The sequence below is a fragment of the Vibrio hippocampi genome, assembly GCF_921292975.1.
GTDB lineage: Bacteria > Pseudomonadota > Gammaproteobacteria > Enterobacterales > Vibrionaceae > Vibrio > Vibrio hippocampi.
This window is the reverse complement of sequence record NZ_CAKLCM010000002.1, coordinates 1,327,405-1,352,703: the sequence shown is the minus strand read 5'-3', so window position 1 is coordinate 1,352,703 and position 25,299 is coordinate 1,327,405. Positions and strand designations below refer to the sequence as shown.

Annotated in this window: 14 protein-coding genes; 13 read left to right on the top strand and 1 reads right to left on the bottom strand. The window is 42.0% G+C overall.

Annotated elements, in window-relative coordinates; all coding sequences use genetic code 11:
- The first annotated feature begins 20 nt into the window (after positions 1–20).
- The 11 genes from L9Q39_RS08390 (at position 21) to L9Q39_RS08340 (ending at position 20,081) form a co-directional block, all read left to right on the top strand.
- Entirely contained in the window at positions 21–218 is a 198-nt protein-coding gene (locus L9Q39_RS08390; RefSeq protein ID WP_237484642.1) for an AlpA family transcriptional regulator, read from the top strand.
- Positions 202–1,416 carry a phage N-6-adenine-methyltransferase gene (locus L9Q39_RS08385; protein WP_237484641.1) on the top strand — a complete coding sequence of 405 codons (1,215 nt, stop codon included), beginning with the start codon at positions 202–204 and terminating at the stop codon, positions 1,414–1,416. The genes L9Q39_RS08390 and L9Q39_RS08385 overlap by 17 nt, the downstream gene beginning before the upstream one ends.
- A 185-nt stretch (positions 1,417–1,601) precedes the next feature.
- A complete protein-coding gene (locus L9Q39_RS08380) occupies positions 1,602–2,450 on the top strand; it encodes an HNH endonuclease (RefSeq protein ID WP_237484640.1) in 849 nt (282 codons plus the stop codon).
- A gap of 82 nt (positions 2,451–2,532) precedes the next feature.
- Positions 2,533–3,576: a DNA cytosine methyltransferase gene (locus L9Q39_RS08375; protein ID WP_237484639.1), complete on the top strand. Its 1,044-nt coding sequence runs from the start codon at positions 2,533–2,535 to the stop codon at positions 3,574–3,576.
- A gap of 162 nt (positions 3,577–3,738) precedes the next feature.
- The gene (drmD, locus tag L9Q39_RS08370; protein ID WP_237484638.1) at positions 3,739–6,861 is read left to right on the top strand and encodes a DISARM system SNF2-like helicase DrmD; all 3,123 of its coding nucleotides are present in this window, start codon (positions 3,739–3,741) and stop codon (positions 6,859–6,861) included.
- Between the two features lie 62 nt (positions 6,862–6,923).
- Complete coding sequence (locus L9Q39_RS08365; RefSeq protein WP_237484637.1) at positions 6,924–10,913, top strand: BREX-1 system adenine-specific DNA-methyltransferase PglX; 3,990 nt, start codon at positions 6,924–6,926, stop codon at positions 10,911–10,913.
- A 7-nt stretch (positions 10,914–10,920) separates the two neighbouring features.
- Positions 10,921–14,919 (top strand): DISARM system helicase DrmA, encoded by a 3,999-nt coding sequence (gene drmA, locus L9Q39_RS08360; RefSeq protein ID WP_237484636.1) that lies wholly within the window; start codon positions 10,921–10,923, stop codon positions 14,917–14,919.
- Positions 14,919–16,796: a DUF1998 domain-containing protein gene (drmB, locus tag L9Q39_RS08355; protein ID WP_237484635.1), complete on the top strand. Its 1,878-nt coding sequence runs from the start codon at positions 14,919–14,921 to the stop codon at positions 16,794–16,796. The genes drmA and drmB overlap by 1 nt, the downstream gene beginning before the upstream one ends.
- The gene (gene drmC, locus L9Q39_RS08350; protein WP_237484634.1) at positions 16,796–17,941 is read left to right on the top strand and encodes a DISARM system phospholipase D-like protein DrmC; all 1,146 of its coding nucleotides are present in this window, start codon (positions 16,796–16,798) and stop codon (positions 17,939–17,941) included. Before drmB ends, drmC begins: the two co-directional genes overlap by 1 nt.
- Positions 17,942–17,957: 16 nt before the next feature.
- Positions 17,958–19,631, top strand: coding sequence for an NERD domain-containing protein (locus L9Q39_RS08345; RefSeq protein ID WP_237484633.1), 1,674 nt, complete (start codon positions 17,958–17,960; stop codon positions 19,629–19,631).
- 303 nt (positions 19,632–19,934) lie between these two features.
- Complete coding sequence (locus tag L9Q39_RS08340; RefSeq protein ID WP_237484632.1) at positions 19,935–20,081, top strand: hypothetical protein; 147 nt, start codon at positions 19,935–19,937, stop codon at positions 20,079–20,081.
- A gap of 40 nt (positions 20,082–20,121) precedes the next feature.
- Here L9Q39_RS08340 and L9Q39_RS08335 read toward each other — a convergent pair whose 3' ends face one another.
- A complete protein-coding gene (locus L9Q39_RS08335; RefSeq protein ID WP_237484631.1) occupies positions 20,122–21,480 on the bottom strand; it encodes an MATE family efflux transporter in 1,359 nt (452 codons plus the stop codon).
- A 100-nt stretch (positions 21,481–21,580) separates the two neighbouring features.
- Here L9Q39_RS08335 and L9Q39_RS08330 point away from each other — a divergent pair, with 100 nt between their 5' ends.
- Entirely contained in the window at positions 21,581–22,528 is a 948-nt protein-coding gene (locus L9Q39_RS08330) for a LysR family transcriptional regulator (RefSeq protein WP_237484630.1), read from the top strand.
- Positions 22,529–23,437: 909 nt separating this feature from the next.
- Positions 23,438–24,925: a hypothetical protein gene (locus tag L9Q39_RS08325; RefSeq protein WP_237484629.1), complete on the top strand. Its 1,488-nt coding sequence runs from the start codon at positions 23,438–23,440 to the stop codon at positions 24,923–24,925.
- Positions 24,926–25,299: the final 374 nt, after the last annotated feature.

Below are 25,299 nucleotides of genomic sequence, written 5' to 3'. Positions count from 1 at the left end.
AACGAAGAAGGAGTACGAACATGAATAGGCTAATTCGTCTAAATGAGGTGATGAATCTAACCGCACTTTCTAGGTCTGCGATTTACCGAAAAATGAAAACTGGAGAATTTCCCCAAAGTGTCAACATCGGAGATAGAGCTGTTGCCTGGGTTGAACAAGATATCAAGGAATGGATCGTGTCTGTGATTGAGAGAGGTAGTGATGATAAAAGAAGATAAGTTTGTTTACTGCAAGGACTCATCTAACATCCATAAACAAGATTGGTTTGAGAAGATGCAAGTCAATCAAGAGCGAGGACCATTGTTATCTGGAGCAATTTCTTTATTCAAACAGCACTACGAACAAGCGACACAATCAAACGCAATGCTCATTGCCTATCATTTCACAATCAAGCTTCCTCAGATTGGACCCAAGTTGGTTGAACCGGTAGCCCAGCGGTGGTTCTCGATTTTTCTGAAGTCGATAGATGATTGTGTTCGATTTCAAGGAAGAGCGAATCAAAGCTGGAAAGTGATGCAAGATAGTGGGATTCGTTGCTTTTGGTCTAATGATTGTCGTGAAGTCGGCCATAACTTGGTCAAGGTTTACATTGTCTCTATGAGGCATGAGCTTCAGGAGTGGGAGTTATTGCATTTAGTACGAATGGACCTTGAAAAATACCTAAGAATTGCGGTTAACCGTTGTTCTAAGGAACTCTTTGATGGTGAAGTGGGGTTGCCCGTTGAAACTATCATTTCGGAAAAATCTGCCTTGACTCTGATTCGGCCAGATGACGAGGATTATGAACTACAAAAGGGGCTATTGTTTTATCAGCTAAGCGCGCTAGCAGTGAAACCGAAAAATTTAACCAAGGACGATTTAATGTATTTATCTGTGTTAACTAGCCCAGATAAAGACCAGACTGCACAGGTGAAAGGGGATAAATCGACACGGAGTCTAGACGTTATGTACTCATCTGCAAGAACTGGCGAAAATAAGCAGGATAAATGGCAGACTCCACTAGATATTTTTAACCAGCTAAATCAGCAGTTTGGTTTCACTCTTGACGCAGCAGCTGAGCCTGAGACTGCTCTTTGTGGAAAATATTTTACGGAAGAGGATAACGCTTTAGTGCAGGATTGGAGTGGCCATATTGTTTTTTGTAACCCGCCATATTCAAAGCTGAAAGCATTCGCCAAAAAAGCTTATGAAGAATCACTTAAGGGGGTGACAGTAGTGATGTTAGTTCCAGCTAGAACCGATACTAAGGCATGCCATGATTATCTATCAAATGGCGAGATTCGTTTTATTAAGGGGCGTCTGAAGTTCTTGCAAGGTGGTAAGTCACAAGATGCTGCGCCCTTCCCAAGTATGGTATGCGTATTGGGACCTGATGTTAAAAAAAGGGGAGTGTTTGTAGAAAAGACAGAACTATAATAGTAACCATACTGACTCAGTCAGAGAAGGAGCAACTGATATCTTGATAGCTAGGAATTGCTTTTGAAAGTTACTAGTGAGTTTAAATAGATTAGCCCCAATCCCTCTTGAAGTTCCTGCTCTACGTTTCACAGCTAGTGCATATACTTACTATTATCGTCAGTTTAAGGCTTGGTTGAGTGGCTATGAAAATCGGAAAGTTAGTTCAGGCACTTCTGCCTAAGGTACTGGAGTATTGCGAACAAAAAAATCACAATGAGTTCGAGCGTCTTTGCGATGCTGATTACTCCAAGCGCAATTTTAACCTTAACTTTCCTTTTTTGATTCCAATCAGTAGCCTTCCTTCGGATTTATCCAAACGATACTGGACCAAAGTTTACTTGGTGCGTGGGCAAACTGTTCGTGCATGTAGTCAGTGGTTTGAAAAAGATGCGGTTTACTTTGTTAAATACTCAAAACGAATCGGCATCGACTATGACCAATCTCAGTTGGAGAGTGAGTCACTTGAATCAAGAACTACACTCTCGCACAAACTATCAGCACCAACTGCCAGAGCCAATAGCCGCTACCGCGGTAATGCGATAGGCAATGCTCAAAACCTATTAGTGCGAAATATCCTTAGTAACCTTGGAACAGAGCAGTTTTCTGAAGAGGATTGGCAGGCAACCAAAGCCTACTTCAACCATCAATGTGCTTATTGTGGAGAGTCAAAGGAACTGGTGATTGAGCACGCAATCCCTATTAATAAAGTTTACCTAGGAGAGCATCGACTCGGAAATCTGGTACCGAGCTGTAGAGAATGTAATAGCGCAAAAGCAAGCAAAGATTTTCGTGAGTTCCTAGAAGGGCGGGATGACAAGGTTAAGGCGATTGAATTTTATATGGACGAGAAAAACTACGTACCTCTTGAAAACAACGAGCAGGTATCAATGATTCTCGAGATGGCTTATCGAGAGGTTGGCACAGTGGCTGAGCGATATATCACAATAATCAACGAGCTGTTTGTTAGTGACGATGATTCTTGCTGTTCATAGTTACACTTCACTATCGTGCTCGATGCTTTACTAGATTTATGGTATAGTCCTCGCAAAGTTAAAGTTGATTTTGGTAGTTAAAGTGAAAATCGTTGGTGTTGACCTATTTTGTGGTGCTGGTGGCCTGACCCATGGCTTACAAAAGGCAGGGATTGATGTAAAAGCTGGGTTTGATATTGAGGTGAACTGCAAATTTCCGTATGAGCACAACAACAGTGCTGAGTTTGTTCTAAAAAGTGTAGCGGATGTTACAGCCGAAGATATTAAGTCAAGATTTGACGATAGTGCATACTCGCTACTTGCTGGTTGTGCACCTTGCCAACCTTTCTCTAAGTACACTCAAGCGAAACCTAAAGAACAAGATGAGAGATGGGGGCTACTTTATCAGTTCGCTCGCCTAGTTAAAGAATCACAACCTGACTTCATTACAATGGAAAATGTTCCTGATTTGAATAAGCATAAAGTCTACGCTGACTTCAAAGAAGGCCTAAAATCAGAAGGTTACTTCGTTGATGAGAGAGTTGTTTTTTGTCCGGACTATGGGATGGCACAGACTAGAAGTAGGCTCGTTTTATTAGCTTCCCGTCTGGGAAAAATTGAATTAATAAAACCAACTCACGATAAAAGCAAATACATAACGGTCAAAGATGTTATAGGACATCTGCCAAGAATTAAGGCGGGTAGTGTTAGTAAGCATGATCCATTGCATCGCTCAAGTAGTTTGTCTGAGTTGAATCTGAAGCGAATAAAAGCATCAAAACCAGGAGGCACGTGGCGAGATTGGCCTGAGGAACTACGGGCTAAATGCCATACGAAAGCTAGTGGAAAAGGCTATGCTAGCGTTTATGGTCGTATGACATGGGATGAGCCTAGTCCAACTATCACGACTCAGTGCTTTGGTTTTGGGAATGGTCGTTTTGGACACCCAACTCAAGCCCGAGCAATTTCATTGCGGGAAGCCGCAATTTTACAGTCGTTTCCTGATGACTATGAGTTCGTTGAGCCAGATGGCGAATATGCGATAAAAAACCTTGGTAAAATGATTGGAAACGCAGTACCTGTGCGTCTTGGTGAAATAGTTGGTACTTCCCTACAGAATCATATCAACCAGCAACCCAATCAGTAGTTTTTACTTTAAGGCTCGATAGTATTGATTTGCACATGTTAGAGTGAAAAATGTACAGTTAACTTATTGATGTGAAGCAACTTTAGCGTTTAAGTAACTCCTCATAACTGAGTGTTCAATGCTATAATCATAGGCTGCTTTCTCTATCAGCAATAAGTAGCTATGACACAAACCATCGAATATTCAGTCACTCCAGAACCAGGCCAACTGGTTGAAGTTAGAAAGCGACAATGGATTGTCGCTGACGTGAAAACTTCACAACTCCCAACTTCATTTCGCACAAAGCAAAATTATGTAACGTTATCCTCTATTGATGAAGATGGCTTAGGCGAAGAACTTGAAGTGATCTGGGAGATTGAGCCCGGCGCTCACATTATTGAGAAATCAGGCTTGCCAGAAATAACTGGTTTTGATGATGCAAGCAAGCTGGATGCATTTCTAGATGCAGTTCGTTGGGGGGCCGCTACCAACGCAGATAGAAACTTCTTACAAGCCCCTTTTCGCAGCGGTGTGAGCATTGAAAACTTTCAGCTTGATCCTTTAGTTCGAGCAATCAATATGGCTCGTGTAAATCTTCTGATAGCAGACGACGTCGGCCTAGGTAAAACCATTGAAGCCGGCTTAGTTATTCAGGAGATGTTAATTCGCCACCGTGCTCGAACAGTGCTCATTATTTGCCCAGCTTCTTTGCAATTGAAGTGGCAAGACGAGATGCAAGAAAAGTTTGGTTTGGAGTTCAAACTTGTTAATACCGAGTATGTGAAACAACTTCGCCGCGAGCGAGGGATTCATGCTAACCCTTGGACGTCGTTTCCTCGACTTATTGCTTCGCAAGACTGGATAAAAAGTGGAGAAGGTTTAAGGCTTCTCAGAGAAACTATGCCAGCAAAGGCTGAATACCCGCGTAAGTTTGATATGTTGGTCATTGACGAAGCGCATAATATCGCTCCATCTGGCTCAGCGAATTACGCTGTTGCAAGTCAGCGTACAAAAATTATTCGAGAAATTGCGCCTCACTTTCAGCATAAGCTGTTTTTAACCGCGACACCCCACAATGGTTACACAGAGTCATTTACTTCCTTGCTAGAAATACTGGATGACCAGCGTTTCTCTCGCAACATCTTACCAAACGAGAAACAGCTCCAAAAAGTTATGATTAGGCGTTTGAAAACCGATCTTGTCGATGAAAATGGTGAGGCTCTTTATCCGAAGAGAAAACTACAAGCCTTGGAAGTGAATTTCACCGAGCTTGAGCGAAGCATGCACCAAAAGCTTGATCAATATGCGGAAAGTCGAGAATCATCTAACGCCGATGCAAAAAATGTGATGGCTACAAAGTTTGTCAACGGCTTACTAAAGAAAAGACTGTTTTCTTCGCCGGCGTCTTTTGCATCGACGCTAGAAAAACATATCAACACTCTAAACAAGGCCTCAGAATCAAAACAAACGACAGCTATTGAAGAGCGAATCCTTCGAAAAGCGATGCTTAAAGCCGAAGAGGATTACGCAAATGACCAAGATTTTGAACTGGCGCAAGAAGAGGCGATTGAGGAGGCAAGTCGTCGAGCTGTACCGCTGAGTCAGAAAGAACGATCTTTGCTCAATGAATTGAGAAGTTGGGCGCAAGCAGCGCAATATCAATCAGATTCAAAAGCTGATGCTATTTGTGGTTGGATTAATCGCAATTTAAAAGATGGTAAAAAATGGAATAATCAGCGTGTTATCCTATTTACAGAGTATCGAACAACTCAACAATGGTTGGAGAAAATTCTTACCGAAAAAGGGTTGGCTGGTAAACGCCTAGCTATCATCAATGGAGGTATGGATCATGAAGAGCGTGAAGATGTTAAAGCTGCTTTTCAAACCCATCCAGAGCAATCTGATGTCAGAATATTGTTAGCTACAGATGCAGCTTCCGAAGGTATTGATTTACAGAATCATTGTAATTGTCTAATACACTTAGAAATTCCATACAATCCAAATGTAATGGAACAGCGGAATGGTCGTATCGACCGACACGGTCAAAAAGCAAAGGAAATTCTAATTTGGCACCCTGTTGATGCTGGCTCAGCAACCGATAGTGACACTGTTGGTGGTCATAAAGATGACATCATCAGAGCACTTATCAAGCTAGAGTCGATGCGTGAAGACATGGGGAGTGTAAACCCTGTCATCGCTCCTCAAATGGCGGGATTAATTGAAGGTCGAGCCACTGAGCTCAATACACTACAAGCCGAAGCCAAAATGGCTAAAGCGAAAAAGGCGGTTAGAGCCGAGCGAGACTTACAAGAAAAGATAAAGCGTCTACACCAGCAACTTATCTCAACTCAAGAAGATTTTCACTTAACACCTGAACATGTTTTGGCTGCTGTTCAGACAGCCTTAGAAGTTGCTCAGAAACCGCCACTGAAGCCAATAACTCTCACGAATACACCTGAAGGAAGTGTGTTCATAATGCCAGAGTTTACAGGTTCTTGGGCTCCTTGTAACAAAGGTTTACGCCACCCTTTCACTAAACAAATTAGACCAATAACGTTTGATCATAACGTCGCTAAAGGGAGAGATGATGTAGTGCTGGTGCACTTAAATCATCGTTTGGTGCAAATGTGTTTGCGGCTATTACGCAGTAGGGTTTGGGAGAAAGACGATAAGCTCCACCGAGTCACAGTAAGGAGTGTCCCTTCTACAGAACTGCAAAGTGTGGTTGCGATTGTTGCATCAAGGTTAGTTGTAGTTGGTGGGACTCATAACCGCCTACACGAAGAAATTACCTATGCTGGTGGTTATCTCAAAGACAGTGGACATAGTCGAGAGCGAGGTGTGAATCAAATAGACACATGGCTTGAGCTATCAACACCAGCATATGTCTCTCAGCAAACGAAAGATGCGCTAAAAACCAGGTTTACGAATCAAGCCCAATCGATTCATCAGTCTGTCGAAGCAAGATCAAAAGAGCGTCTTACTAATTTGGAAAGCACTCTTGAACGTCTTAAACAGAAAGAGATAGACGATATTACTACCGTGCTTGATGAGTTAGATCATTCAATTGGTGAACAGCTATCACTCGAAGGTGTTCTTCACGAACAGTTGAGCTTATTTGGAGAAGATGAGAGGACTGAAGTGAAAAAAGACAGAGTAGCAATTGCAGCAAGGAAGCAGCGAATAGAGTCGGATAAAAAAGCAGAGACCGAAGCAATCGAAAAACGCTACGCAAACTACATCGACCGTACATTCCCCGTAGCGGTAATTTTCCTGGTACCAGATAACTTGTGTGAGGCGAACTGATGGCATTTTCCACAACTCAACATGCCGACTGGCTGTCACTCATTGAAGTATCAGGCCCGTTTTTGGCTGAGCCTATACTTAATCAAGCATTTCCGCAGGGACTTGAAAAACTAGACTCAATAAAGAAGAGACAGTTTCGTCAAACGTACGATGAATGGCGTGAAGTCATTGATAGTGATGTTCTAGAAGATCTAAAAATCAAAGACAAGATTCACCATCAATGGATCAACTGGGTGTTGAAATTTGGCTTGGAACTAGATGAGGATGGAGATGGAGATGTACTCAAAGAGCAACCTCAGATGCATGACTCCATTGCGGCCACTGTTCCGGAGCATCAAGTAACAATAAAACCAGATTATGCGGTCATTGCTAGTGACGAAACCAAACCTTATATGTTGATACAAACCTATCCGTCAGGTACGGCTCTGAGTGAAGTATTTCCGGGGGACAGCTGGTCTACAACGCCAGCAGAACGCATGGCACATTTATGTCGAGGTGTTGGAACTAGACTGGGGCTGATCACAAATGGAGAACAATGGATGTTCATTGATGCTCCTGTTGGGGGAATAACGACCTATGCCAGCTGGTATGCTCGTCTATGGGGGCTAGAACCTATAACGTTAAAAGCATTCTATAGCCTATTTAACATAGGAGTTGTATTTAACGGCTTTGATGAAGCTAAAACTCTCCCAGAGTTAATTGATGAATCATTGCAGCATCAAGATGATGTCACTCAAACACTTGGTGTTCAAGTAAGTCGAGCGGTTGAAGTGCTTATTCAGTCAATTGACCGCATTAATCATGATCACAATGGAGAGCTATTGGAAGGCGTTGAGCCTGAAGAGTTATACGAGGCTGGCTTAACATTAATGATGCGCTTGGTATTTTTACTTTGTGCGGAAGAACGTGGTCTATTGCTCTTAGGTGATCAAGCCTATGAAGCTAATTATGCAATGTCGACATTGCGAGCTAAGTTGAGAGAAGAAGCGAGTTTACATGGTGATGAAGTGCTCTCTTATCGTAAAAACGCATGGGCGCGTTTATTAGCTATCTTCCGATCTGTTTATTCCGGTGTTGAGCATGAAAATATGCGTATGCCAGCATTGGGCGGCTCGCTTTTTGATCCTGATAGGTTCCCTTTCTTGGAAGGTAGAAAGAAAGGTAGTAGCTGGCTTGAAGAAGAAGCCAAGCCGCTACCGATTGATAATCGAACTGTCTTATTGTTCCTTGATGCCATTCAATTGTATCAAGGTAGAACACTGTCTTATCGAGCGCTAGATGTAGAGCAAATTGGTTATGTCTATGAGGGTCTATTGGAGCAGACAGTAAAACGAGCTTCTGATGTTACGTTGGAGTTATCTGGTAGCAAAAGCTGCAAAAAGCCTTGGGTCCAGTTAGGGGAGTTAGCCTCAGCTGCTCTTGATGGCTTGCCTGCATTGAAGAAACTTCTCAAAGAACGCACTGGCAGTTCTCCATCTCGAATCACGAATGATTTGAATAAAGAAGTGACAGACGCAGATGTCGATAAGCTCCTGGTAGCTTGTTATAACGATATGGAACTGTGTCAGCGTATTAAACCTTATTACCACTTTCTAAGGTTTGATGCTTGGGGTAATCCGCTACTTTATCCTAAAAATGCTTTCATGTTGACAACTGGCTCTGATAGGCGAGAGACAGGCTCTCACTACACGCCTAAGTCATTAACCGAATCTATTGTGACCGAAACGCTTGAGGCAGTTGTTTATGTCGGACCAGCAGAAGGAAAACCTCGAGAAGAGTGGCAGTTGAAGTCACCAGAAGAACTACTTGGTCTAAAAATTTGTGACCCAGCAATGGGCTCTGGTGCATTTCTTGTTCAAGTGTGTCGATGGCTGGCTGAACGAGTGTGTGAATCATGGTTAATAGCCGAACAAACAGGTGTTTTTGTCACAGTGAAGGGAGCAACGACTCACGATGAAACTATGGAGTTGTTGCCAATTGATGCTGAAGAGCGTTTGATTGTCGCTAGGCGGTTAATCTCAGAACGTTGCCTCTATGGTGTTGATATCAACCCGCTAGCGGTTGAACTAGCAAAACTATCAATTTGGCTTGTCACTTTATCGAAGGATCGACCTTTTGGCTTTTTAGATCACAATCTAAAGTCAGGTGACAGTTTACTAGGTATACATAACCTAGATCAGCTCTGTTTCTTAAATTTAAATCCATCTCAAGCTAAAAAATCACAGTTGGTAGAGCTACCTATTGCAGAGCAAGTAAAAAAGCGGGTAACAGATGCTGCAGAACTGAGAAAACAAATTGCAGTTCATGATATCAATAGAGTGTCTGATATAGCGGAAATGGTACTCACGGCTGATCAGGTTAAAGAAGCAATAGCGTTTCCAAAGTTAGTAGCAGATGCCTTGGTTGGTATGAAATTAAAGTCTGGTGGAAAGTTAGCTGACACTTCCGTTCTTGCCGCTTTGTTACCGCAATCCATAGCTGGTGATTTAGAGTGTACTCATTACTTGAAGTCTACAGCCTTAGATGGATTGTCTGCTGACCTAACAGACAGGAAAAAAGCAAGAACGGCCTTTCATTGGTGTTTAGAGTTTCCAGAGGTATTCAGTACCAAAAAATGTGGCTTTGACGCAATTGTCGGAAATCCTCCTTTCCTTGGTGGTCAAAAAATAACGGGATTCATGGGTACATGTTATCGCGATTATTTAGTTGAATGTTTAGCTGATGGTAAAAGAGGTTCTGCAGACCTAGTTGCCTACTTTTTCTTACAGGCTTATAAGCTACTAGCTCCCAATAGTACAATGGGACTGATTGCAGTTAATACCATTGCGGAAGGAAATACGAGAGACATATCACTATCTCAAATGTTGGCAATAGGTGCTAGCATTTATCAGGCTGTACCCAGCGAAGTTTGGCCCGGTAATGCAAGTGTAGTTACTAGCCGAGTGCATTTATACAAAGGGAGCTGGACTGGAGAAAAAACCATAAATGGTCAGAAAGTTGATTATATATCTCCAAGTTTAAGCCATAGAGATAACTGGTCCCCTGTAAAAATAAACTCAAATAAAAAAATGGTTTATCAAGGTACTATCCTCCTTGGGGATGGTTTTTTGGTTGACTCAGACACAACAGAAAAGTGGGTGAAGCAGCAGCCTGAAACTAAAAATGTGATTTTTGACTTTTTAATTGGTAGAGAAGTAAACCAGAGTTTTACGCACTCTCCTGAAAGGAAGGTTATTTCCTTTTTTGATTGGGAGATAGAAGAAGCTGAAAAATATGAATTGCCATTTGCGCATTTAGAGGAAAATGTAAAGCAAGAGAGGTTATCTGGTAAAGATAAAGGAGCTCAGGAATATTGGTGGAGACATTTGAGACCAAGACCAGAGTTGTATCATAAGGTTGGAAGGGGGCATTCATTTGAACAGCATCCCAAACATTGGGATGCAATGCAGGAACCGATGGAGAAGGTCTTGGTTTTTGCAACTGGAGCGACCAAATACCCATGTTTCACATTTGTTCCTAACAGGTATATTTACGCTAATACATTATGTGTAGTAACAAGTGACAGTATGTCTTTGTTTGCATGTTTATCATCAGACTTCCATGCAGTGTGGGCCTTTGAACATGGTTCAAGGTTGCATGAGCGTCTTAGGTACACTCATGGTGATATATTTGAAACGTTCCCATTTCCAGAAAAAGTGCTGGAAGGTACACATGACGATTTAAATCGAATGGGGCGAGAATTTTTTGATTTGAGAGCAAGATATATGCTTGAAAATCAAAAAGGTATGACAAAGTTTTATAATGATTTACATGATCAAGCTTTATATTCATTTGAGATTAGTGCGTTGCGAGAAAAGCAAATCGCTCTAAACGACGCTGTTTTGTCCGCCTACGGTTTCAACGATTTGGAACCAGAGTATGGGTTTCACTGTGTGGGTTATTTACCTGAAGGAAAAAATACTCGCTTTACTATTAGTGAGAAAGCTAGAGAAGAAATCTTATATCGCCTCTCAATGTTGAACAAAGCTAGACATGAGGCTGAACAAGGATAAGGGTTGAATGGTTAGGATAACTAAGAACAAAGCATTTATTGCACTAAACACTACTAAACCAAGTAATTCGCGTTGTGCGAATTATTGCGTACAGTTGCATGGTAAGAGAGAAATATTCTCAGGTATTGTTGAAGGCTGTTGGGTACTCGTAGTTGATAGCGCAAATGCACTACTCGGTGTAGGACGGGTTTATCGGCAACGTAGTGATTTAGATTCAACAACGTTATTTTTCGATAAGTACCTGAAATCTGAACTATCTGTGGCAGTACCATTTACGTGTTCTGGTCAAGTATCACGTATTGAATGGACAAAATTTGCTGAAGAGGTCCCTAATCTCCTCGGAAAAACGCTAGCCGAGGTTCCACTTATTCAAGATGATGTTTATGTAAGGGAACTTCTGCAGTATGCGGTGATGGATGATTTGTTAGGTCCAGCAAATGGACCGCATGAGCAAATTCTTGATATGAGTGTGCGTGACCGTTACCTCGTCGGTCGTTTAGCACCATTAGATGCTGCTGAAAAAGGTGGAGAGTTTGGTATTGATGGCTCTGGAGATGAGGATGAAGACCCAGAGGATTTAATCGTCAAAGCTACCTCGACGAAATCTGACTCGCCGTCTAGCAGCGTTAAACCAGATCCTGAATCTAGCGAAGAAGTCGATGCTGCGAGTAACCAATCATTAATTCCCTCAAGCATGGGTTTTACATTCTGTGTGTCTGGTGAGGAAAAAAGTATTGAGATTCAAGCCTCTTGGGGACGTTATCAGCGCTTCTATGAGCATGATATGTACAAGACTCATACTGATCCTGAAACAGGTGAAGAATCGCAAGGTGCTAAAGTTAAAGTTTGGCAACGTATACCTTGTGGTGGTTCCATAAACTTACCATTAGAAACGGGGTCGATTAAGCCTGTTGCTATCGACAAAGAAAACTCTAATGTCGTTATTCAAGGAACCGTGAGAAAGCCGAATGAAAATGGCGATCGACTTGTTACAGTTTTCTTGGTCAATACACAAGAAGAACCAGAGTCAAACAGAGATACAGCGTGGGTTTTTCAACCTGAGATTTCAGCCTCTGCTGTTAGCGAATCCTCAAGAAAAGACGTTTTCCGCAAGCGCCCGGTACTAAAGCCTGATGGTGAGGACTTGGAGCGTGAATCATTGGAAATGGTTTATCGTAACCAAGTAGAATTTGCCTCTGGTCACGGTATCGCTGTTCATGCAGATGTGTCATCAGAGGACGTAGAGAGGGCGTCGAAAGTCAAAACCGTTGTCATGCCACAATATGAAGTGCCAGTAACGGAAGTTCCAGGCCTCCGTGATGGGGACAGGCCAGCGCTAAAGGCAATGGTATCCGGTGGCTATTTGAATATGCTGAAGTTAGCTGAAATGACAAGAGAAGAGCTTGTCGTTGCGTTAACTCAGATGACCGACGATTACACCGCTTGGATAGATGAGCAGAAACACCGAATAGGTGATGATGTCGTCAATCATGATGATGCTGCATATCGAGCTATTGCTAGTTGTTCGGAAATAAATCAGCGCTTAAAGGAAGGCATAGAGGTATTAGCAGATCCCGAAAACGACAATGCATTGGAAGCATTTCGTTTTGCAAACCTTGCTATGGCTAAGCAACGTGTTCAGAGTATTTACGCCCATAAACGTAGAACCGATAAAGCCATAAAAGTTGACGAACTTTATAAAGATCCAAAAAACTACTCATGGCGTTCATTCCAGCTTGCATTTCTTCTGTTATCTATTCCTGCTTTAGCACAGCCTGATCATCAAGATAGAACGGAGTCGGCTGAGTCTTTCGCCGACTTGTTATGGTTCCCAACTGGTGGTGGTAAAACAGAAGCTTACCTTGGTGTGGCTGCATTCACTATGTCGATTCGTCGTTTTCAGGGCAACTTGGGAGGGTATGATGCAAGCCGAGGTCTGGCCGTAATAATGCGTTACACCCTAAGACTGCTTACGCTCCAGCAGTTTCAACGTGCGACTACATTGATTTGTGCAATGGAAGTTATTCGTCAAGAGTCTGTGAAAAATGGTGATATGCGGCTTGGCGAAACACCATTTACTATCGGCTTATGGGTTGGCAATAAGGTGGCGCCCGGTAGCACTGATGATAGCGCAAAAGCGATAAAAGATATTCGAGACCCTGATAAATACAATGCAGGAGGTTCATCACCGGCTCAGTTAACGAGTTGTCCGTGGTGTGGGGAAGAGATTGAACCAGGTAAGCATATTGAGGTTAACAAGGATAAGTTACAAACAGCAATCTACTGTGGGGATAAAAAAGCACGCTGTGAGTTTTCTAAAGGTAAGTCAGCCAAATCAGCACATCCGGGTATTCCTGCTTTAGTCGTTGATGAAGAGATGTACCACCGCCCACCTTCAATGATGATTGCCACGGTAGACAAGTTTGCAATGATGGCGTGGCGAGGTGAAATCAGAAATTTGTTTGGTAAAGCAAGTCTTGAGTGCGAACGGCATGGGTTGATCTGGTCGGACTCGAATTCCTGTAATGGTAACCACCCTAAATCTAAAGCAGGCCCAACAGTAAAAGTTAAAGCTATTTCTGAAATCCGTCCGCCGGATCTCATCATTCAAGATGAGTTCCACCTAATTAGTGGTCCACTAGGGACGATGGTGGGCTTATATGAAACGGCAGTCGATGAGTTGTGTTCATGGACACTTGGCGGTAAGTTTATTCGACCAAAAGTTATTGCTTCAACAGCAACGGTGAGGAAAGCAAAGCAACAAGTTAGTGGCGTTTTTAATCGTCAAGTCGCAGTATTTCCCCCACATGGCTTAGATATTGAAGACAACTTTTTTTCTGTCCAGCGACCAATCAAAGATCACTATGGTCGCCGTTATATCGGAGTGTGTTCCCCTGGCAGCGCAAGACCTGCAGTATTAATACGAGTATACACAGCATTTTTGACAGCATCTCAAGCATTGTTTGAACGCTTTGGTCAAGTAGCTGACCCCTACATGACGAGTGTTGGTTACTTTAACTCTTTACGTGAATTAGGCGGCATGAAACGACTAGCCGAGGATGATGTTCAAACTCGTTCTTACCGAGTGCAAATGAGTTTGGTTGATCGACCTGGATTGCAGCAGCGAAGTGTCAACAATATACGAGAGTTGACTTCTCGTGTATCAAGCCAAGACATCCCTAAATATCTTGATCAGCTAGAGGTTAAATTTAAGGCAGATTTCGATCCCGTCGAAGGTAAGTATATTACTAGGTGGGGTGAGGGAGAAAGTCGCGCTATTGATGTGGTACTAGCAACCAACATGTTATCAGTTGGGGTTGACGTTAATAGACTCGGTGTGATGGCAGTCAATGGTCAACCTAAGAGTACTGCCGAGTATATCCAGGCAACCAGCCGTGTTGGACGTAGTTTCCCAGGGCTAGTTTGTACTGTTTTGACATGGTCAAGGCCGAGAGATCTATCTCACTACGAAACTTTCGAGCACTATCATTCGACATTCTACAAACATGTTGAAGCGCAATCAGTGACTCCGTTTTCTCCTCGAGCGATGGATAGAGGCCTAACAGGCTCAATGCTGAGTTTAATGCGTTTAAGCGATGACAAGTTGAACCCCAATGATGGGGCAGCAAAACTAAAATCGCCAAGTTCAAGTATTGTTCAAACAACGATCAGCTCAATTACGGATAGGGTGCACTTGGTTGAAGAGAGTTCCGAGTCAAAGAAATTAGCCAGCGCTGCTATTAAACAGAGAGTTGATGAGTGGGTAAAAGAGACTCATGTTCCAGGTCGTACGGTGGCTTATGAGAAGAAAGGGGAAAGCGTCGACTCGAAGATTGCTTTGATTAATAAACCTGGAATAGGCGAGTGGGGGCGATTTACTGTTCCTATGTCTATGCGTGAAGTTGAGCCTGGAGTTAAATTACAAATGAATACTCAACAACTCCCGGATGGTCCTTCTTGGAAGCCTCCAGTGAAGAAGAAAAGTGCAACAGAAGGTGATTTATAATGGGCGCTGGTAAAAAGACGATTTCAAACATTACTCCTGTTGGTGATGTAAGACCAAGTCAGCTTCTTTGGACCTATGGACCTGGAGCATTAATAGATATGCCAAGTCTATCGGTTGTTACACAGGGAATAGACCGTTGGGATAAAGATAGGTGCCCTCCTATTACTGAAGCTCGTTTATTGTCTGCGGTAAAAAAAGTACTTGGGCAACAAGTCGAAAGTATGAGAATGCCACCGTTTCCAAATAAAGAATCCAGTGATCCATTTTCGGCGGAAGCACGAGTGGGAGTCCCAGTGAGGCCGTTTCCTCGATGGTTACGCTGTGTTAAGTGCGGAATGTTAGCAGAGTATGACTCTGGACTTTTTGATATTAAAGAAAACAGATTCAGGCCAGAACAAACGAGATTTGTTCATTCAATGTGCCGAGGTTCCAAAGGGGATAAACCAGCGAAAAATGCTGATGCTGTACCTGCTCGTTTTCTCTTGGCATGTCGCAATGGTCACTTAGATGACTTCCCTTGGCGCTACTATGTGCACGGTGGGCACTCTACTTGTACTGGTGGTTTACGTTTCTTCGAAAGCGGTGCTTCGTTGCAAACAGAAAACCTTTGGGTTAAGTGTGATGAATGTGACGCTAAACGAAATTTAGCGCAGGCTTTTGGAAAAGCAGGTAAAGAAAATCTCCCGGCGTGTAGGGGGCGGCATCCTCATTTAGACAAATATGATTCTAGTTGTGAAGAAGATGCTAGAGCTGTGCTACTTGGAGCAACAAATAGTTGGTTCCCAATAACTTTATCTGCCCTCGCTATTCCACTAACTCGTGATCCTATTATTCAGCTGGTTCAGGATGGCTGGGATAACTTTTCAGATGTTGAGTCTGTTTTTGAAGTCAAAGCGATTCTTAAAGTATTAGTGAAAAATGCAATACTACCTGGAATTGACCAATATTCTGCTGAGGAAATTTGGTCCGTTATAGAAGCTATCAATAATGGTGAAGTAGGTGGTACGGTAACTCAGGAAGATATTAAGGGGCCAGAATGGGAAGTGTTTATTGAGCCCAACCCGCCAACTGATTGGCCACACTTTTTAAGTGAGGCAACAAGTGTACCCGCAAAATACAAGAAGCAAATATCGAATGTTTTACTACTGAAACGATTGAGGGAGGTGAATGCTTTAATTGGTTTCACGCGAGTAGAAGCTCCTGAGGAAAGCAATAATCCAGATGAGCAACCGCCAATGGCTTCGTTATGTAAGGATACACCTACTTGGGTACCAGCTAGCCAGGTACATGGTGAAGGTATTTTTATTTGTTTCAATGAGGATGAACTGAATCAATGGGAGCAGATTCCGGCTGTTCAGGTTATTAATGAAAAATTAATTAATGGCCATAAAGGCTGGAGATTAGCTAGGGGATTATCTCCAGATAGTGGGTATCCAGGGGTTCGTTATGTCTTGCTACACACTATAGCTCATTTACTAATTAGGGAGCTCGCTCTTGAGTGTGGCTACAATGCAGCAAGTATTCGTGAAAGAATTTATGGTGATACAAGTGGTGAAAACAACCAAGCTGGTATCTTGATATACACCGCGGCTGCTGACTCTGATGGTACCCTCGGAGGGTTGGTTGAGTTAGGCAAGGCTGAAAACTTGGAAAGACTACTCCATCAAGCACTAAATCGCGCGAGAGTTTGTTCATCGGATCCACTCTGCTCAGAGCATAACCCTGAAAAAGACCGAACTTTACATGCTGCGGCTTGCCACGCTTGTACTTTTGCTGCTGAAACGTCATGTGAAAAAAACAACCGCTACCTTGACAGAGCGTTGGTAGTACCAACGCTTGATAATGATGGTGCAGCGTTTTTTGAGGTTGACTGTTGATGGATGACTTACTTCTGTATATCTATGATGTCGTCAAAGATCAGCACTTTGATAAAATAAAGTCACTTTCAAAGAAAATTAAAGTGACTGAATCAATGGATTCTTTTGTATTAAAGGGTTTTTTTAATGCAGAAGCTTCCAATGATGCACTTAATTCACTTTTAAGTGCTTGGAAGAACAGTACTTGTACAAGTGAAGAGTTAGCGGCGCTGATACTCGGCGCCTCTTATGCGTCATCAAAACAAAGAGAGCATGAATCGACAGAACTTGTATGGACAGGCCCTGACTCAAACTTGTTTCCGGTTCGAAGGTCCGAACAAGTTCTATTAGACATTATAAATTCTGCTAAAGAGACGTTATTTATCGTTTCGTTCGTATTGGTGAACATCCCCAATGTTGAGCAAGCACTTAAGCAGGCAATTGCGAGGGGTGTACAAGTAAGAATGCTTTTGGAGTCTGAGGATAAGGAGTCATCAAGCGTTTTTTTAAAGACACTTGAGAGACTCCATACGAACATCCCAAACATTCAGTTGTATATTTGGCCTCGTGAGAACAGAGAAAAGTATCAAAGTGGATTTGCTCGAGTACACGCAAAGTGCGCTGTTGCTGATAGGCGAGGGGCATTTATAACTAGTGCCAACTTGACCGAAGCTGCGCTCGATAGAAATATAGAAATGGGCATCAATATCGAAGGAGGAAGTATTCCGGCTGATATTTGTAGTCAACTCAACTCTATGATTAATTCTAAAGAGATTTTTCCGTATACTTCTTCGGTCTTTGTAAACAAGAATATTCCTGAGCTTACAGATAAAAACACAATAAATTTAGATGATGCGTCAAAGGCATTGGAAGAGGGTGAACCCGTACGCATAGAGTTTGAAAACCAAAAAACTGGCTGTAAAGATGTGAGGAAATTTATCAAGTGTGACTCTAACGAGGGCAAGCCAAAAGCTGGCACATTGGTCATAATCAGCTTTGATGGAAAACTGTATTTGGGCAACTATCGCTGGAATAAGCAGCAAAATATTACTGATGGACAGCAATACTATCTTGTGACGGTTAAGGGCTTTGGTCCGACAGAGAAAATTAAAATAAGTGAAGATGAGTGGTTAGATTTCGTGCCACTAGCAATGGAAGTTATATAAAAATAGGATATTGATTTTGGCTAGATTAATTCCAAAGGTTAACATTGAAGATATAAGCATTAAGTCGGAAAGGGATGTCGCAAGGTTTCTGGTAGATTTGTTACCTGACGATTGTGTTATTTATCATAGTTACCCATGGCTTAGGGTCGACAGAAATGACAAAGGTAATACGACGCTCAAAGAAGGTGAAACGGATTTTGTAGTTATTCTTCCTTCTCATGGAATGTTGGTGCTTGAGGTAAAAGGGGGGGAAATTAGATATGACAACGAAACTCGTGAATGGAACAGGGTTTTACCTAATGGCAATCTAAGGTCAATTCAAGACCCTTTTGAACAGGCACGAAGAAATACTCATTTCTTGGAGAAGGAAATTAAGCAAAAGGGCTATAACGGAGCAAACAGTTTGCCATTTGGTTACGGTTATGCCGCCGTGTTTCCTGATTGTGAATATAGTGGGGAGACTCCAGCAGGAGCTACACCATCAGTCATACTATCTGCAAATGACCTCCCGTTTTTAGATAGAAGAATTAAGTCCGCCTTATCTCAATGGGTTAGGCGTGAAAACCCAATTCCTCTTTCAAAAGAGGATAGACAAAAAATCTACAAGTCCATTTCGCCAAGTTTTGCTCTGCTTCCAGTTCTTTTTCGGAAAATAGAAGACCAAGAAGAAAAACTATTTCGTCTTACTAACGACCAGCTCATGCTTTTGGATTTTTTATCGCATACACAAAGAGCTTGTATAAATGGTATAGCTGGCTCAGGAAAAACCATGTTGGCACAAGCTCAAGCAGAGAAGTTTGCTAGCCAAGGAATGAAGACGCTGCTTGTGTGTTACAACAGAGCCCTTGCAAAATGGTTGAGGGACAGCATCTCTCCTGTTTATACCGACAGAATCACGGTTACACATTTTCACGGTCTTTGCTCAGATTTATGTAGAAAAGCTGGAATCCCATTTAATCCTTATACTCAAAATGAAGACGAGTTCTGGCGGGAAGAAGCACCAGAGCTGTTGGTGGAGGCAATTGACGTTTTAGAAGATAGGTATGATGCTGTCATTGTTGATGAAGGCCAAGACTTTCAATCAGATTGGTGGTTGCCACTAGAGCTTATCAATACAAATGGTGACGAGGGGGCTATGTATGTCTTCTTTGATCCCAATCAGAATTTATATGTAGATCAAGAGCCGTCTTTACCTGCTTTAGGGCAGCCATTTAATCTTCCAGTCAACTGCCGCAATACTAAATCTATAGCCAGTTTGTGTAGCGAGATTCTTGATAAGCAAATTCCTACTAAAGGTGATGCTCCTGTTGGGGATGAGCCAATCATCGTTCGACTGGATAATAGTTTTGAAATCCAAAAGCGCGTAGAACGATATGTACATGAATGGATAAATAAAGGTAACTTAAAGCCAAGTCAAGTAGCGGTTTTAAGCCCATATAAGCAGAGTAATTCTTCCTTGGCTACGTTAAGCAAAGCTAGAGGAGTAGAGATTACTGGCGACATAGAACGTTGGCAGGAAGGAAAGGGAATTTTGTTCTCCACAGTTAAGGGATTTAAAGGCCTGGAGGCTGACGCGATAATGCTCATAGATATCCCTTATAATAGGGAGTCCCCCATCTTTCAACGAGCTGATTACTATGTTGCATGTTCAAGAGCTAAGCACTTGTTAGTCGTTATTAATGAGCATTGAACGAATATTTTTTGAATTAAATAGCCTAGAGTGTGGTTGCTTAAAGGTAATCGTGATAAATATCACAAAAACGAAATGTATGACAGAGTGTATATTCCCGAAAGTCGACTTGCTATAAGTTCTTAAGTTTCAGATAGATAATCTATTTGGTCGACTCCCTCACTCACCGCCACATTTTAAGCCGCAGCATTACGCTGCGGCTTTTTCGTATATATTTCAATAAACTATATGTGTAGTCATGGTATTCGGTCGATGGCGTCGACCAATTTAAATGAGCTAGAGTTCAACCTCAGGTACGTTGACATGTGCCTAGCACATGAAGTTAAAGGTGAGGTAGAAGCCGCATATGATAAAGCGGAGAATGTGAAAGCACGTTGTAAAATTATGGATCAATGGTGTAAGCACTATCGCTCTCGATCAAATCACTTTAACCTGCCGTTTACTCAGTAAAAATTTGCGTAAAAAACAAAGGACCGTGGTAGTAGAGGGACTATAGCCCCTCTACTTCTTGATCGGTAAAAGTCGTTTGGTTTAATGTGTGGATGAGTTGGATAAGAAGCAAAATTCCCGTTACTCCTAAACCGACTCCAATCCCAGCCCAAATTCCGGCTAATCCATACTGCTGCATTAATAGCCACGCGGCAGGTAGACCAAAAATCCAATAGCCAATACCTGTCATTAGGGTTGGAGAAAGAACTATTTTCATGCCACGTAATAGGTTTAGTGCAAGTAGTTGCCAAGCATCGACAACGAAACAGAGCGCAACAACCCAAATTGATGACAGCAATACTTGAGTTAGGTCACTGTTAGTCGCACTGTCTCCTTCGCCTAGCTGGAAAAGTGTCGCAATGGACTCTGGCCAAGAGATAAAAACAAACACAAGAGTAAAGCTTATGGCTGTGACGAGTAGAAAGCTCTGACTAGATATACGTTTGATGCCAGTATAATTTTCTGCCCCAAAATCTTTGCTGACGAGTATTGAAGCAGCCTGAGAAAAACCAAAGTTGATATTCCAGGTAAAGCTAAGACACTGCAGTAATATCTGGTGCATTGCTAAAGAAGTAATACTTATCATCCCAGCCATCAATGTTCCGCCGTAAATAAGTCCGTGTTCTAGAATACCCGCTAACGCGATCGGGAATCCCATGCTCAAGAGTGGAAGCATTAGTTTAAATGAATATTCTTCAACATTTTTCCACGGTGCGAACCTAGCATATTTATGGTGAGTAAAAACCCAATAACCATAGCCGATAAGTACTATTAGCGCGGAAAGAGAAGTACCGGCTCCAAGCCCGGCAATGCCGTAATTGAGGGTAAAGGCAAGGAAATAGCTTATCGGTACATTGATTAATACAGTCACTATCGACATCAGCATGACACTGCGAACATCACCAAATGTACTCGTGAGCCCTCTTAAAATCAGTAGCAGCAAAGTTGGGAGCATTGCCCATTTCAATGCGTTAAGGTAATTCATCGCGATAGTGATAACCGTTTCTGGTTGATTGGCATAACTTAAAAGGTTGGGTGCATAGGAAAAGCTAATGGTGAGTAAAGCCGTGCAGATAACCGCTAGCATAACAGCACCTTTAACACTGTTGCGAATCTGCTGAAAACCAAATTCTGGTCGGGAAATACTTTGACCAAAAGCCACAGCAATAAGATTGGCACTATAGCCAACCATGCTGGAGGCAACCAAAAAAACGAAAGCGTAAACGGATGCGCCTAGACCTCCCGCCGCGAGATCAGCCACACTGATCTGTGACATCATCCAGATATCTGTCAGCACTAGTGCCATAGAGATAAGCTGGGAGATAATAAGGGGAAAGGCGAGTGAAAATATTTTTTGCATGGAAACCTCATTGATAATGGTGACAAAGTAACGGTTTCATTGCTGGTATTCAATTTACATTTATGCCACTCTGACATTACCTAAACTCATGTGAAATATTATGACTCCGTATCCAGATTTACCCTATTCTCATAAAGGTCTTCAGGTGTTTGAATCTGTAGCAAGGCTTATGAGCTTTACTCTTGCGGCTAATGAACTCAATGTTACTCAAAGTGCGGTAAGTCGACAGGTGAAACAACTGGAAGATGACTTGAATGAATCTCTAGTTATCCGAAAAAATCGTTCTATTGAGTTAACGCTAAAGGGGGAATCTCTGTATTCTGCGCTAGAGAGTAACTATCAATCTATACAGTCTCTTTTGGCGAGTTGGAAAAGCATTCCTCAGAAAAAAATCGTTATCAAGGCTGCCCTTAGTTACGCAACGCGCTCTTTAATTCCTAAGACCCAGATGTTGATTGATAGGTATCCAGATTACGAAATCGTGATTGTTCCGACAATCGATGAAGATGAAAGTATCAATGCGAGCGATTATGACCTATTAATTCTTAACACTCGTCGCGGCAGCCTTTATAAAAATACACCAAATATTCATTACCTAAGAGAAGAGTATATGGCGCCAGTATGCGCCCAACAACTTGTTGCAGAAGGTGCCAGTATCACGTCTATTTTTCAAATGCCCAGGTTACATCCAACGATGGATCATTTTGACTGGAATACTTGGCTGCGTGGAACAAAATATAAAGTCGAACAGAATGCCCGTAACACCACGTTTTTCACCTTGGACATGGCTCTGAGTGCATGTTTAGCGGGTCAAGGCGTGACCGTTACCGATCTACTTCTGATTCTTCCAGAACTGGAACATGGTTATTTGGTTTGTCCGCCAGAAACCCCAGTGCAATTCAGTCCTTGGCAATATTTTTGTCACAGTCGTTCTCAATCTCCAGTGATCGATGAGCTGGTGGCGTGGCTAAAAGCAGAGTCAGAAAAAGAGATAGAGATTCTCTCTGAACTCGCGACCAAACATCAATGGTTGGGCGTTGTACGGTAGCTAGATAGCCTAGGAGTTAGACTCCCTCACTTAGCGCCACATTCACAGCCTCAGCATTACGCTGCGGCTTTTTATTTTATATATTTCAGTAAGTTACATTTCTGTATCTTCTGTGCTGTTCCCTTGTTATAAGCGCAAATTAATGAACTGAAGTAACCCTTGTAGTCGTCAACCCAAGTAATGCGCGATATGCCGAACCCTTAGTTGTAATAGGCGACCATCTTCTAATAACTCATCTTACTCCATTAATATTTGTTACTGACAACGATTCGGTTTCTACAATTTCTGTGATTAATTTCGTTCTTTAGCACTTTTTATTGCGGAAATTTTTACTTTTAGTGTCCCTAGAGTATTTAGTTAGCGACTGATTAACTTATGCGAGGGTTTACTGAGGATCTTCGACTCTAATTGAGAGCCAAAAGGTATCATTAATATCGTCATCTGTTGTTTGATTTTCATTCAATTTTGGCTGCAAAATTCGATAACAAGGCGTCAGTAACTTCCCCCTTATTTATTGAGCTTTGTCTAGCACTTAAGTACCAAAGTGTGTGTGATGATATAAAAATCACAAATAGAAACATTTACTTACATCTGTGATTTTTATTTCTATACAATTGATTTTTAGAAAATAAAGGTGAAGTAATGAGCAAAGGTAATATAAAAGGAAAAGCAGAACAGTTTGCTGATCGCGCAAAGAATAGCATTGATGTTAATGCTATTAAAAAAGGGGCTCAGGAAGCAAAGGTAACTTAATATTAGGGGGATTTAAAGGACTCGACACCACGAAAAAGATGATTACGAAAATGGGCACTCGCTTGACTAAAAATGCCTTATATACACATCAACTAGTTTTATCCAAATATCAAAGTTTAATTCGATGACTTTATTGAGTCATCAAGTAAAAACTAAATGAACAAATTAGAGGGAATTATGCAATTCAAAAATAAAGTTCTGACCGCGGTTATTGTTTCGATTATTAGCGTCCCAAGTTTCGCCTTTCTCGGCAGTGATATTACACTTAAAAAAAACCGTAGCCCAACTCAACCTATTCCAGCGGAAGGTTTTAAACGTAAGGTGTATCAGTTAAATACATCAGAAATTCCCAAAATCACAGTTCATGGTCAAGAACAACGTGCCCTCGATCAATTGATTTCGTCGATAGATTTACAAAACTTAGATGCCGCCGCTTTCCCAACTCTGACGTATCAGGGCGCTGAATCAAAAGCTCTGGAAGCAAACTTCTATTCAATTATTGAAGAAATGAAAGTAGCCCAGCAACGCGTACTCGCTGATGAGCAGATGAAAATTGAACAGGCAAAAGCGAGCGATGTGCGGCTTTTAGAACAAATGGCTGCTGTTGAAGCAAGTAAGGTCGGGTATCTAGCTGATGTACAAGTTGTATTGGATCGTGAGGTTGAAGTTGATCGACTACTTGTTGAGAGTGAAAAAACGATTGAAACTCTGGCGGCACAGTTGGCAGATAGTTTTAATGCTCTTGGTTCCGATGTTGTAGGTTCTAAACCAATGACAGGAAAGAAATTTGAAAAAGTAAGAATGAAATACAAAGCATGTGACGAAGAAATTGAAGTTAAAGGAAGCTACATTGCGACGTCACAAGAGATTCGGGGTTATTGCTTCACCTCTAGAATCCCGGTGAAGAGGGATGTGAGTAGTGTTGTGCTGAATAATTCGTCATTAATGAGTCACTACCACGATCTGACTGGCGCTATTTATAATGAGCTCATTCTGCAAGGTGAAGCTGATCATCGCGACAACCTGATTAGTGGCTATCGTCAAGAAGCAAAATCCTTCAGCCGAGGCGTAACCAATGACGCAAAAATTCAAGCAAGAGAAAAGCATGGCTTTACGGATAAATCTGCAGATATAAAGCTTAAAAGTCTTAGCAAGACGCACCGGTCAAACGTTGCTAAAGTCGCACGGATGGAAAAAGACCTTGCTAGAGTTGTAAATCAACAATTACTGAAATCTCCAGAAATGGAAGCACTTAGACCTAAATACGAACAACTAAAGCTGACTTCTAATGCTTATTTGATGTCCTTTGCAAAGGACATTCTTGGTAAGCCCGTAAGTGTTGATGATGACGCAAGCTACGAAATAATAGAACTAGACTATGCTGATTCAGATGAATTGACTTATGTTATCGACAGCTATTCAAATCAACTAGAAGTCTATATTGTGAACACGGAAATGTTAGAACATTACAGTGATCACCGCGACTTAAAAGGATATGACCAACTTCCAATTAACATAGCGGTAGAAGTGAGAGCTGTTGGTGTTGTAAGAGGGGAACTGTCAGATGATAATTTCCGTAAGGGTGTGAATATTGGCACGAAGGTTTTACTAGCGGGATTAGCCGATAAAAAATATCTTGAATAAGGGCACTGCAAGTAAGGATCCTGTAAATAAGGCTGTTTGCACCGTCTTGATATAGGTAAGCGTAGAACCCACCGCTCGAAGCCGCAGCATTACGCTGCGGCTTTTTAGTGGCGATGTTTTAATCGGTTATACTCCAATCTCTTCCGTGCGAATCCTTTGCTATAGGCGTAGAACAATGAACCGAAAAGTAATGCGTATCATTTTTTATGACCAAGAAAATTGCTCGCAACTTGTAGCTCGCCACGTCGTTTGATAAATCAAAGCCGCTTAAAGTGGGAAATAAGGTCTTTCTCAAATTAAGCGGTCTCTTTTGGTATTACGCTAACGTTGTTTAATTAATGGTCAAATAGGCTTTCAATGTGTTGCTGTGTTTA